Annotated in this window: 11 protein-coding genes; 9 read left to right on the top strand and 2 right to left on the bottom strand. The window is 72.5% G+C overall.

All coding sequences use genetic code 11. The annotated features are described in order from the left end of the window. Window positions 1–139: 139 nt before the first annotated feature. The 4 genes from AB0B29_RS20120 (at window position 140) to AB0B29_RS20105 (ending at window position 3746) form a co-directional block, all read left to right on the top strand. Window positions 140–835, top strand: a complete 696-nt coding sequence (locus tag AB0B29_RS20120; protein ID WP_362241398.1) for a ScbR family autoregulator-binding transcription factor — start codon at window positions 140–142, stop codon at window positions 833–835. A gap of 129 nt (window positions 836–964) precedes the next feature. Next, window positions 965–2446 carry a DUF2252 domain-containing protein gene (locus AB0B29_RS20115; RefSeq protein WP_362241395.1) on the top strand — a complete coding sequence of 494 codons (1482 nt, stop codon included), beginning with the start codon at window positions 965–967 and terminating at the stop codon, window positions 2444–2446. Between the two features lie 65 nt (window positions 2447–2511). Further along, the gene (locus tag AB0B29_RS20110) at window positions 2512–3351 is read left to right on the top strand and encodes a hypothetical protein (RefSeq protein ID WP_362241392.1); all 840 of its coding nucleotides are present in this window, start codon (window positions 2512–2514) and stop codon (window positions 3349–3351) included. Window positions 3352–3416: 65 nt separating this feature from the next. Beyond that, window positions 3417–3746: a rhodanese-like domain-containing protein gene (locus AB0B29_RS20105; RefSeq protein ID WP_053670196.1), complete on the top strand. Its 330-nt coding sequence runs from the start codon at window positions 3417–3419 to the stop codon at window positions 3744–3746. Between the two features lie 64 nt (window positions 3747–3810). On the opposite strand, the gene AB0B29_RS20100 is transcribed toward AB0B29_RS20105, so the two are convergent. After that, window positions 3811–4944, bottom strand: coding sequence for an acyl-CoA dehydrogenase family protein (locus tag AB0B29_RS20100; RefSeq protein WP_362241390.1), 1134 nt, complete (start codon window positions 4942–4944; stop codon window positions 3811–3813). Window positions 4945–5241: 297 nt separating this feature from the next. On the opposite strand from AB0B29_RS20100, the gene AB0B29_RS20095 reads away from it, so the two are divergent. Genes AB0B29_RS20095 through AB0B29_RS20085 form a run of 3 tightly spaced genes read left to right on the top strand, consistent with a single transcriptional unit; the run spans window position 5242 to window position 7963 of the window. After that, window positions 5242–6009, top strand: coding sequence for a DUF5819 family protein (locus tag AB0B29_RS20095; RefSeq protein ID WP_362241388.1), 768 nt, complete (start codon window positions 5242–5244; stop codon window positions 6007–6009). Further along, on the top strand, window positions 6006–7217 hold the full coding sequence (locus AB0B29_RS20090) for an HTTM domain-containing protein (RefSeq protein ID WP_362241385.1): 1212 nt from the start codon (window positions 6006–6008) through the stop codon (window positions 7215–7217). Before AB0B29_RS20095 ends, AB0B29_RS20090 begins: the two co-directional genes overlap by 4 nt. After that, window positions 7214–7963, top strand: a complete 750-nt coding sequence (locus AB0B29_RS20085; protein ID WP_362241383.1) for a TrmH family RNA methyltransferase — start codon at window positions 7214–7216, stop codon at window positions 7961–7963. Before AB0B29_RS20090 ends, AB0B29_RS20085 begins: the two co-directional genes overlap by 4 nt. A gap of 94 nt (window positions 7964–8057) precedes the next feature. On the opposite strand, the gene paaN is transcribed toward AB0B29_RS20085, so the two are convergent. Then, window positions 8058–9749, bottom strand: coding sequence for a phenylacetic acid degradation protein PaaN (gene paaN, locus AB0B29_RS20080; protein ID WP_362241380.1), 1692 nt, complete (start codon window positions 9747–9749; stop codon window positions 8058–8060). 160 nt (window positions 9750–9909) lie between these two features. On the opposite strand from paaN, the gene AB0B29_RS20075 reads away from it, so the two are divergent. Then, the gene (locus AB0B29_RS20075; RefSeq protein WP_362241377.1) at window positions 9910–11427 is read left to right on the top strand and encodes a 3-hydroxyacyl-CoA dehydrogenase; all 1518 of its coding nucleotides are present in this window, start codon (window positions 9910–9912) and stop codon (window positions 11425–11427) included. After that, a complete protein-coding gene (locus tag AB0B29_RS20070; RefSeq protein ID WP_362241375.1) occupies window positions 11424–12014 on the top strand; it encodes a TetR/AcrR family transcriptional regulator in 591 nt (196 codons plus the stop codon). The genes AB0B29_RS20075 and AB0B29_RS20070 overlap by 4 nt, the downstream gene beginning before the upstream one ends. Window positions 12015–12036: the final 22 nt, after the last annotated feature.

Genomic DNA, 12036 nt, shown 5'->3' with positions numbered 1-12036 from the left:
TGCCTGGCCGCGGTCGACGCTTGACTAAGATACGGACGAGCCGGTTTTTTTCAAAGGGTGAGCCAAGCCCCTGACCAGGCTCTCGCGCCCTCGCCACACAGCGATTTCACAGGGATCGACGGAGATCAGGAGGCATCCGATGGCGCGACAGGAGCGCGCGATCCGCACTCGGCGGACCATCCTGGAGGCGGCAGCGGCCGTCTTCGACGAACGCGGCTACACCTCGGCGACCATCGGCGAGATCCTGGACCGGGCCGGCGTCACCAAGGGCGCGCTGTACTTCCACTTCGGCTCCAAGGAGGAGCTGGCGGCGGGGGTGTTCGAGGAGCAGCTCGCGATCACACTCCCCCCACAGTCCAGCAAACTGCAGGAACTCGTCGACTCCGGTCTGGTGATGGCCCGTCGGCTGCGGTCCGAACCGCTGGTGCGGGCCAGTGTGGGGCTCGCCCTCGACCAGGGGGCCATGGACCTCGACCGCACCCCGGCCTTCCGGATGTGGATCGACCAGAACACGCAGCTGCTCACCGAGGCGAAGACGCGGGGCGAGCTGCTCCAGCACGTGGACGTGGCGGAGACGGCGGAGCTGCTGGTCGGCAGCTTCTCCGGGGTGCAGCTGCTGTCGCAGCTGCGTTGCCAGCGGCAGGATCTGGAGCGCCGTGTCGTCGTGCTGTTCGAGCACTTCCTGCCCAGCATCACCGTGCCGGCGGTGCTGGCCCGGCTCGACATCTCCGTGGAGAGGGCCGAGCGGGTGCTGGCGCAGGTCACGACGGAGGAGACGGCGGCAGCGCCGACGCAGGCCTCCGTACCGGCTCAGGCCGTGTCGTCGGGGGCGTAGCCACTGCCGTACGGCCCGGCGCGGGTGTCCACAGCGGTGGAGTTGTCCACAGGGTCTGACGCGTTTCGGCCACCGGTTGTACGGTCGGCACGAGTTGATGTTCGTGCGCGTGCGGGGGAGGCGGTCGGGATGGCCAGCACCGGAGACCGGGGCGAGAGCGGGACGGCGGCGAGCGGGGCCGCGGTGACCTTGCCGACGCCGGAGAGCACCGGCAGGGCCGGGGCGTCGCGCAGGCTGCCGCGGGTGCGTGGTTTCGCCGAGTGGCCGACCGCCGGGTCGCCCAAGGACGAGGGCAAGGCCCTCCGCAAGCAGATCCCGCGCAGCTCGCACGCCTCGCTCGACCTGGACGCGTCCCGGCCCGACGCGGTGAGCGCCGTGGAGGAGTCGGGCCGCGGGCGGTTGCCCGAGCTGACCCCGATCCGCGTCGGCCGCATGGCCGCCACCCCGTTCGCGTTCCTGCGCGGCTCGGCGGGACTCATGGCGTACGACCTCGCGCGCACGCCCATGACCAGGATCCGGGCGCAGCTCTGCGGTGACGCCCACGCGGCCAATTTCGGCCTGTACGGCGACGCGCGCGGCGGCCTGGTCATCGACCTGAACGACTTCGACGAGACGGTGCCCGGCCCCTGGGAGTGGGACCTCAAACGACTCGCGGCCTCCCTGGTGCTCGCGGGCCGGGTGGCCGGAGCCGACGAGGACCAGTGCCGCAAGGCGGCCTACGACGCGGCCGGCGCCTACCGCAGGACCATGCGGCTGCTGGCCAGGCTCCCGGTGCTGGACGCGTGGAACGCCATCGCGGACGAGGAGCTCGTCTCCCACACCGACGCCCATGATCTGCTCGGCACGCTGGAGCGGGTCTCCGAGAAGGCCCGCCACAACACCAGCGGCCGCTTCGCGGCCAAGTCGACCGAGGCCACGGAGGACGGCGGACGCCGGTTCGTGGACGCGCCACCGGTGCTGCGGCGCGTCCCGGACGCCCAGGCCGCGGCGGTGGCCGCGTCCCTGGAGGAGTACGTCGGCACCCTCCAGGAGGACCGCCTTCCGCTCCTGGCCCGGCACGCGGTGCACGACGTCGCCTTCCGCGTCGTCGGCACGGGCAGTGTCGGCACCCGGTCCTACGTCGTGCTGCTCCTGGACCACCGGGGCGAACCGCTGGTCCTGCAGGTCAAGGAGGCGCGGGCGTCGGCGCTGGTTCCGCATCTGGCGACGGCTGGTTTCGAGACGCCTCAGGCCGGCCACGAGGGCAGGCGGGTGGTGCTGGGGCAGAAGCGGATGCAGGTCGTGAGCGACAACCTGCTGGGCTGGACGACGGTGGACGGGTTGCCGTTCCAGGTCCGCCAGTTCCGCAACCGCAAGGGCAGCGTCGATCCGGCCGCGCTGGCCACCGACCAGCTGGACGACTACGGCCGCATGACCGGTGCCCTCCTGGCGCGCGCGCACGCACACAGCGCCGATCCGCGGCTCATCGCCGGGTACTGCGGGAAGAACGAGGAGCTGGACGAGGCGATCGCGTCCTTCGCCGTGACCTACGCGGACCGGACCGAGGCCGATCACGCGGAGCTGCTGGCGGGGGTGCGGGCTGGGAAGGTCGCGGCGGAGATGGGGGTGTAGGGGGGAGGGGAGGGAGCTGAGTGGCTGGAGACGGGACGGGTCGGTGCGTCCCCTAGGCTGGTCGGGTGACGACCCCGGAAGCTGAGCAGGATGGTGGCGACGCCGCACGGCCCGAGGCGCGGCTGGAGCGGGCCGTGCGGGCCGCCGAGCAGGCGTTGATCGAGTACGAGATCGCGGTGGAGACCTTCCGCGTCGAGGTCGAGAACTTCTCCCGGCTGCACGAACAGAAGCTCGGCCCGCTGTACGCCCGGCTGGAGGAGCTGGACGCCCGGATCCTGGAGGCCAGAGCCGTCCGCAGCGGCGACGCCGCGGACCGGCAGCGGGCGGAGGAGGCCAGAGCGCGGCTCGCCCCGATCCCCGGCGTCGAGGAACTGCTGCACGGCTGGATGGACGGCGGCGGGTTGTTCCCCGAGGCCTCGGCGATGCTCACGGACCAGCCGGTGCGGCCCCCGCAGCGGGTCCGCCCCAGTGAGGAGGCCCGCAAGCTCTATCGCGAGCTGGCCCGCAAGGCCCACCCGGACCTGGCGCAGGAGGAGAAGGAGCGCGCGCGGCGCGAGGAGTTCATCACGCGGGTCAACGCCGCCTATGCCCGGGGCGACGAGGCGGAGCTGCGTGAGCTCGCCGCTGAGTGGGCCAAGGGACCCGAGCTGGAGCGGGGTCCCAGCCGCGCCGAGGAGCTCTACGCCCGTCTGGAGTGGCTGGCCCAGCGCAAGGAGCTGCTCGGGCTGCTGGCCCGGGAGCTGGAGGACAGTGCCATCGGCCACATGCTCCAGCTGGCCCCGGACGACCCGGACCGGCTCCTGGACGAGATCGGCCAGGGCCTGCTCACCCAGGTCACCGAGCGGGAGACGGAGCTGGCCGCGCTGCTCGACGGGCAAGAAGGACAAGGCCGGGGCCAGGGCTGAGCCGTGCCCCGGTCGGCGTTGCGGCCGGTTCCGGTAGCGTCGGACGCATGAGTTTTGGAGCTGGTGTGCCCACGGTCGCGGTCGCGGACCTCAAGGACGGTGACTTCCTGCTGGACGTCCGGGAGGACGACGAGTGGAAGGCCGGCCACGCCGCAGGGGCGCTGCACATCCCGATCAGCGAGTTCGTCGCCCGGTACGGCGAGCTGACCGAGGCCGCCCCGCAGGACGGCCGGGTCCATGTGATCTGTCGTTCGGGCGGCCGGTCCGCCCAGGTCACGATGTACCTGGCCCAGCAGGGTGTCGACGCGGTGAACGTCGACGGCGGCATGCAGGTGTGGGAGGCGGCGGGCCGTCCCGTCGTGACGGACGACGGGCAGCAGGGGTTCGTCCTGTAGGGACCCTGCCGCCTGTAGGGACCCTGCCGCCTGCAGGGACACCGCCGCGGTCCTGTGCCGCGGGTCAGGCCGGTGGGTGGGCGGCCAGGAGGTCGCCCAGGGCGTCCTCGTGTGCCGCGGCGGGGCCGAGTGAGAGTTCCAGGTGCTTGGCCCAGGCGTGGTAGCGGTGCAGGGGGTAGTCCACGTCGGCGCCGAACCCGCCGTGCAGATGCTGCGCGGTCTGCACGACCCGGCGGACGCCCTCCGCCGCCCAGATCTTGGCGACGGCCACGTCACCGGCGGCGGGCAGCGGACCGGGGGCCCCGGAGGCGATCCGCCAGGCGGCCTGCCACAGGGTGGCCTCCATGGCGCGCAGGTCGATGTAGCGGTCGGCGGCCTGGACGGCGACGGCCTGGAAGGTCGCGATCGGGAACCCGAACTGCTCCCGCTTGCCGGTGTACTCCCCGGTCATCCGCAGCACGCGCTCCCCGAGCCCGAGGGCCAGCGCACAGGTCCCGGTGGCCAGCAGATCCCGCAGCCACTCCCACGCCCCGGCGGTGTCGATGACGTCCCGGGGCGCGAGCCGCGCCGACGCCAGGCGCAGCTCACCGAGCCGCTCGCCGCTGGTGGAGAACTGCTCGGCGAGGTGGGCCCCCTCGTGTCCGCGCGGCACCAGGGCCAGCACGGTCCGACCGGTCCCGGTGTGCGCGGGGACGAGCGTTACGTCGGCGTCGTAGGCCCACGGCACCGCCGTCTGCACGCCGTCCAGCACCCAGGTCGCGCCGTCCTGCCGGGCGGTCACGGACTGTTCGGCCGGGTCGTGGCCGGTGCGGCCGTGCGCGGCGACGGTCAGGACGGTCTCGCCCCGGCCGGCCCGGGCGAGCAGGTCCGCCTTCGCCTCCTCACTGCCGTAGGCCTGGACGGCCGCGGCCGCCGCGCTGCTCTCCAGCAGGGGGACCCTGGCCAGTACCTGTGCCGACTCCCGGAGCACCAGGCACAGCGCGATGGCGTCCAGGCCGGCCCCGCCGTACCGCGCGTCGAGCAGCAGGCTCAGCAGGTCGGCGTCGGCGAGGCGGGACCACAGGGCGCGGTCGCAGGTCTCGGCGACGGCGCCCGGGGTGAGGGCCGGGCTGGGCACGGCGTCGGGGGCGACCCCGACGAAGACGCCCTTCGCCGCCTCGGCCGCCGCCTGCTGCTCCTCGGTGAAGGTGAAGTCCACGGTGCCTGTCCTTCCGGCGATCCCGTTGAGCTGACGGGGCGTCAAGATAGAACAGGTTCTAGAAGAAGGGAATGGGTGTACGGGCGGCGCCGTAGGGTGTCACTCGCCGTACGGTCGGCCCGCCCCCCGGTGTGGCGATGGCCACGGTGGGAGGGGTGGCCAGGGGCTGTGCGCGGGTGGGTCTGCTGAGTACCGTGCCCGTGCCGATGCCGTGCGCAGTGCCGTGCGGGCGGTGCGACGCCCTCGCGGCCGGCCGGGCGGACGGAACGTGGGACCGGGATCGGGGAACGGGGCGGAATGGACGCGTACGACGAGGGCTCGAACGCCCGGCACGGCCCCGACGCGCCGAGCCTTGCGGCCCCGCCCACGGAGCTGGACGTACCGGTGGACCTGTCCGGTGAACCCCGTACCGGCATCGCCGCGCTCTCCCTGGGCTACCAGGTCGGTGTCGCCCTGGCGCTGGCCGTCGTGGCCATCGGGGTGTGTGTGCACCTCGGGATGACGTTCCTGCACGTCGCGCCGGCGAACACGGTCACCAGGGCGCACGGGAAGGCCGTCGACGACTGGATCTATCCGGAGTTCGAGCAGAACTGGAAGCTCTTCGCGCCGAACCCGCTCCAGCAGAACATCTCGATCCAGGTCCGCGCGGGGGTTCGCGGACCGGACGGCATGACGTCGGTCACCGGCTGGTACGACCTGTCCGCCGAGGACGGCCGGGCCATCGACGGCAACCTGCTGCCCAGCCACACCCAGCAGAACGAGCTGCGCCGGGCCTGGGACTTCTTCGTCGCGACGCACGACGGCGAGAACCGCCCGGTGGGCCTGCGCGGAGCACTCTCGGAGTCGTATCTGCGCCGGATCATGGTGCTGCGCCTCCACGACGACGACGCGGTGCGGGCCGCCACCGGGGGCGCCGGTGTCATCGAACGGGTGCAGGTGCGCTCGCGTACCACCAATGTGCCGCCGCCCGAGTGGAGCCGGGAGAAGGTCTCCATGACACCGTCCTACCGGGAGCTGCCGTGGTGGAGGGTGCCGCGGGACGAGGCCGAGGGAGGGGTGCGGTGAACCGCTTCTCGCTGGCCGTCTCGGGCGTCATAGCCCGCGTCACCGAGGCCGCCCTGGGCCCCTACCAGACGGCCGTCATCCGCATCGGCTTCAGCGCCACCTGGCTGCTGTTCCTGCTCCGCGAACTCCCCCACCGGCACGAGCTGTACGGTCCCGACGGCCCTTGGGGCTTCGATCTGGCCCGGCAGCTGGTCGGGTCCAACGGATCCTTCACCGCCCTGATGTGGTCGGACGGCCGGGTCTGGTTCGAGATCGTCTACGCCCTCGCGGTCCTGACCAGCGCCCTGCTGATGCTGGGCTGGCGCACCCGCACCATGTCGGTGCTGTTCATGGTGGGTGTGCTGTCGCTGCAGAACCGCAGCGTCTTCATGGGCGACGGCGGCGACAACGTACTGCACCTGATGTCGATCTACCTGGTGTTCACGCGCTGCGCCCAGGTGTGGTCGCTGGACGCCGGGCGGGCCGCCCGCTCCCGCGCGGCCCGCGCGCGGGGAGAGCGGGTCACGGACCGGACCGGACCGGTGCTGTGGGGCGCGCTCGGGCTCGTGCTGGTCGCGGTGACCCTGGCCGGCCGGGTGCAGGGCGACTGGCTGATACCGGCGCTGCTGTGGACGGTGTGGGTGGTGCAGGGGCTGTGGTGGCTGGTGGGGCGCAGGGCCCGGACCGGTGAGCCGCGGATCATGCTGGACGTGGTCGCCAACATCGTGCACAACGGCGCGCTGCTCGTGATCATGGCCGAGGCGTGCCTGATCTACGCGACGGCCGGCTGGTACAAGATCCAGGGCTCGCGCTGGCAGGACGGCACCGCGGTCTACTACCCGCTCCACCTGGAGTACTTCTCGCCCTGGCCGGGGCTGGCGGACCTGCTGTCCGCCAGCGGCACGATGGTGATGCTGGTGACCTACGGCACGGTCCTGGTGCAGGTCGCCTTCCCGTTCACGCTGTTCAACCGGCGGGTGAAGAACGTCCTGCTGGCGGTCATGATGACCGAGCACGCCGTGATCGCCGTGGTCCTCGGTCTGCCGTTCTTCTCGCTGGCGATGATCGCGGCGGATGCGGTGTTCCTGCCGACGGGCTTCCTGCGCCGCCTGGGCGACCGGGCGGCACGCGTGCGTGACCGGCTGCCGCGCCGGGGCGGCTCCGCGCCGGTCCCCGGGCAGCGTGCGCACGAGAGCCCCGAGAGCACGCACGTAGGCTTCGGGGCATGACCGACCCCGTGACCGCCTGGCACCGGCTCGCCGGTGACACCGTCCTGCTCGACGGGTTCCACGCCCTCAAGCACGCGCTGCGTTTCGGCGCGCAGGTGCCGGTGGCGGTGGCAGCCGACCGGGCGGCCGCGCTCGCGCTCGCCGACGAGCTGGCCCCGGACGTGCGGGACGCCATGGCCGGGCTGCTGAGCGAGGTGCCGCACGCGACGTACGCGTCGTTCGTGCCGCGCCCGCACCCCACCGCCGTGGCCGCGCTGGCCGTACGGCCGTCCCGTTCCGCCGGCCTGGCGAAGCTGGCGGCTGCGCCGCGCAGGACCCCGGTCGTGGTCCTCGACAACCCGCGCAACCTGGGCAACGCGGGAGCGGTGATCCGCCTGGCCGCCGGTTTCGGCGCCACCGGCGTGGTGACGACCGGGACGGTCGACCCCTGGCACCCGACGGTCGTGCGGGGCGGGGCGGGTCTGCACTTCGCGACGACGGTGGAGCGGCTGCCCGTCGAGGAGCTGCCGCCGGGCCCGCTGTTCGCCCTGGACCCGGAGGGCGACGACATCCGGGGCGTCACACTCCCCGACGACGCCGTCCTCGCATTCGGCTCGGAGCGCACGGGCCTGTCCGCGGAACTACGCGCGCGTGCGGACCACTTGCTGTCCCTCCCCATGCGCCCCCAGGTCAGCAGCTACAACCTGGCGACGAGTGTGGCGATGACCCTGTACCACTGGAGCGCGGGTTCCGGAGCGCCCCTTTAGGGGCGCGGGGCTGTATCGATGTGCGGCTCCGCCGCGTGGGCGCGGGCAACCACGACGCACCGGCACCCGCGCGACCACGAGAACCCCCGAACGGCTAGGCGTCCCGCCGCACCTCGACCACCCGGAACCGGTTGGCCACGAACGCCCCGTCACACAGCGCCGCACTCGCCGCCGGGTTGCCCCCGGAGCCGTGGAAGTCGGAGAACGCGGCCGTCTGGTTCACATACACCCCGCCCGTGAGGTTCAGCGACAGCTGCGCCGCCTCCTCCAGGCAGACCTCCTGCACGGCCTGCTCGAACTCCGGGTCGGTCGTGTACGCCCCGACGGTCATCGCGCCCTTCTCGCGCACGGTCCGCCGCAGCAGCTCCGCGGCGTCCTCGGCGGAGTCGACGGCGACGGCGAAGGACACCGGCCCGAAGCACTCGCTCATGTACGCGGCCTCGTCGTCCGGCTTGGCCCCGTCCAGCTTGACGATCACCGGTGTACGGACGACGGCGCCCGGGAAGTCCGGGTTGGTGATCTCCCGGGAGGCCAGGGCGACCTCGCCCAGCCCGGAGGCGGCCTCCAGGCGGGCCTTCACGTCCGGGTTGACGATCGCGCCGAGCAGCGCGTTCGCCCGGGCGTCGTCGCCCAGCAGCCCGTCCACGGACTTGGCGAGATCCGCGACGACCTCGTCGTAGGACTTGGGGCCCTGGTCGGTGGAGATGCCCTCGCGGGGGACGAGGAGGTTCTGCGGGGTCGTGCACATCTGGCCGCTGTACAGGGACAGCGAGAACGCCAGGTTGGAGAGCATGCCCTTGTAGTCGGACGTGGAGTGGACGACGACGGTGTTGACGCCGGCCTTCTCCGTGTAGACCTGCGCCTGGCGGGCGTTGGCCTCCAGCCAGTCGCCGAACTCGGTCGAACCCGTGTAGTCGATGATGCGGATCTCGGGGCGCAGCGCGAGGGTCTTGGCGATGCCCTCGCCGGGGCGCTCGGCCGCCAGGGCGACCAGGTTGGGGTCGAAGCCGGCCTCGGTGAGCACCTCGCGGGCGACCTGCACGGTGAGGGCGAGCGGCAGCACCGCGCGCGGGTGGGGCTTGACCAGGACCGCGTTGCCGGTGGCGAGGGAGGCGAACAGGCCCGGGTAGCCGTTCCACGTCGGGAAGGTGTTGCAGCCGATCATCAGGGCGATGCCGCGCGGGACCGGTGTGAACTGCTTGTTCACGGCCAGCGGGTCGCGCTTGCCCTGCGGCTTGGACCACTCGGCGTTGTCGGGTGTGCGCACCTGCTCCACGTACGCGTAGGCCACCGCCTCCAGGCCGCGGTCCTGCGCGTGCGGCCCGCCCGCCTGGAACGCCATCATGAACGCCTGGCCGGAGGTGTGCATGACGGCGTGCGCGAACTCGTGCGTCCGGTCGCTGATGCGCTTGAGGATCTCCAGGCAGACCACCGCGCGCTGCTCCGCGCCCGCGTCCCGCCAGGCCCGCTGTCCGGCCTTCATGGCGGGCAGCAGCACGTCGAGGTCCGCGTGCGGGTACGTCACGCCCAGGTCGATGCCGTACGGGGAGGTCTCGCCGCCCACCCAGTCGTCCGTACCGGGCTGGCCGAGGTCCAGGCGGGAGCCGAGCAGGGCGTCGAAGGCGGCCTTGCCCGCGGCCGCGTCCAGGCTGCCGTTCTCCCCGTAGGCCTTGGGGTGCTCGGGGTGCGGGGACCAGTAGGCGCGCGTGCGGATCGCTTCCAGCGCCTGGTCGAGGGTGGACCGGTGCCGGGCGATCAGCTCGTGCGCCGAGAGTGCGGCGGTCATGGGTGACCAACTCCTCGTCTCAAGAACTCCTCGTCGAGTTCATGACCTGGGCAGAAACCTGGGCAGGAACACTCGGACAGAGCTAGAGTAACCGAACGATCGGTCGGTTCAAGGGGGTCCGCCGCATCTGTGGAAAACCCCGTGCGGGAGGATCGCGCACATGACAGCACTCGACCTCAGCAGCCCCGTGGCCGTCGTCGGCACCGGCACCATGGGCCAGGGAATCGCCCAGGTCGCGCTGGTCGCGGGCCATCCCGTCCGGCTGTACGACACCGTCCCCGGGCGGGCCCGGGAGGCGGCCGACGCGATCGGCGCCCGACTGGACCGGCTCGTCGAGAAGGAGCGGCTGACCGCCGCCGACCGGGACGCCGCCCGGGGTCGGCTGCTGCCCGCCGAGGACCTCGCCGAGCTCGCGGACTGCGCCCTGGTCGTCGAGGCCGTGCTGGAGCGGCTGGACGCCAAGCAGGCGCTGTTCGGCGAGCTGGAGGGCGTCGTCTCCGAGGACTGTCTGCTCGCCACCAACACCTCGTCGCTGTCCGTCACCGCCATCGGTGGCGCCCTGCGCGTCCCGGGCCGGTTCGTCGGACTGCACTTCTTCAACCCCGCGCCCCTGCTGCCGCTGGTCGAGGTCGTTTCCGGCTTCGCCACCGACGTCACCTACGCCACGCGCGCGTACGAGACCGCCCGTGCCTGGGGCAAGACGCCGGTCGCCTGCGCGGACACCCCCGGCTTCATCGTCAACCGCATCGCCCGGCCCTTCTACGCCGAGGCCTTCGCGGTGTACGAGTCGCAGGGCGCCGACCCCGCCACCATCGACGCCGTGCTGCGCGAGTCGGGCGGCTTCCGGATGGGCGCGTTCGAGCTGACCGACCTGATCGGCCAGGACGTCAACGAGTCGGTGACGCGGTCGGTCTGGGATTCCTTCTTCCAGGACGTGCGCTTCACGCCCTCCCTCGCCCAGCGGCGCCTGGTCGAGTCCGGCCGGCTCGGCCGCAAGACCGGCCACGGCTGGTACGACCACGGCGACGGCGCCGAGCGCCCCGAACCGGACACCGCCGAGAAGCGGCAGCCGCCCGCGTACGTCGTCGCCGAGGGCGATCTGGGCCCGGCCGCCGAACTGCTCCCGATGATCCGCGAGGCGGGCATCCCGGTCCGCGACGAGGAGGAGGACAGCGGCAGCCGTCTGGTGCTGCCGAGCGGCGGGCAGCTCGCCCTCGCCGACGGGCAGACCTCCGTGGAGTTCCGCGACGTCGTCTACTTCGACCTCGCGCTCGACTACCGCAAGGCCGGCCGGATCGCCCTGTCCGCCTCCCAGGACACCTCCCCGCAGACCCTCTCCGAGGCCATCGGTCTCTTCCAGGCGCTCGGCAAGCAGGTCAGTGTCATCGGCGACGTGCCGGGCATGATCGTCGCCCGCACCGTGGCGCGGATCATCGACCTGGCGCACGACGCCGTCGCCAAGGGCGTCGCCACCGAGGAGGACATCGACACCGCGATGCGCCTCGGCGTCAACTACCCGCTCGGCCCCTTCGAGTGGAGCCGCCGGCTCGGTCGCTCCTGGGCGTACGCGCTCCTGGACGACCTCCACCTGCGCGACCCCTCGGGGCGTTACGCGCCCTCCCTGGCCCTGTACCGCCACGCCCACGCCTCCGACAAGCGGGAGGGCACCGCCTCATGACCACCGCCAGGCGCGACACCTACACCCCGGACACGCTGCTGTCCGTCGCCGTCCAGGTGTTCAACGAGCGTGGCTACGACGGCACCTCCATGGAGCACCTCTCCAAGGCGGCCGGCATCTCCAAGTCGTCGATCTACCACCACGTGACCGGCAAGGAGGAGCTGCTGCGCCGGGCCGTGGACCGGGCCCTGGACGGGCTCTTCGGGATCCTCGACGAGGAGCACGCGCGCGTGGGGCGTGCCTCGGACCGTCTGGAGTACGTCGTCCGGCGCATGGTCGAGGTGCTGATCGGCGAGCTGCCCTACGTGACCCTGCTGCTGCGGGTGCGGGGCAACACCGACACCGAGCGGTGGGCCCTGGAGCGGCGCCGCGACTTCGACCACCGGGTCGCCGACCTGCTCAGAGCGGCCGCGGCGGACGGGGACGTGCGCGCCGACATAGAGGTCCGGCTGGTGACCCGGCTGGTCTTCGGCATGATCAACTCGATCGTCGAGTGGTACCGGCCGGACGGACGCGGCATGAACGAGCGCGAGGTGGCCGACGCGGTGGTGCAGCTGGCCTTCGGAGGCCTGCGCAAGGCCGGGTGAGTACCCGTGCGCGGGCGGGCTG

This window comes from Streptomyces tibetensis, assembly GCF_040647715.1.
In the GTDB taxonomy this organism is placed as follows: Bacteria; Actinomycetota; Actinomycetes; order Streptomycetales; family Streptomycetaceae; genus Streptomyces; species Streptomyces tibetensis_A.
The sequence above is the reverse complement of the archived record's forward strand: the minus strand, read 5'-3'. Positions and strand labels throughout refer to the sequence as shown.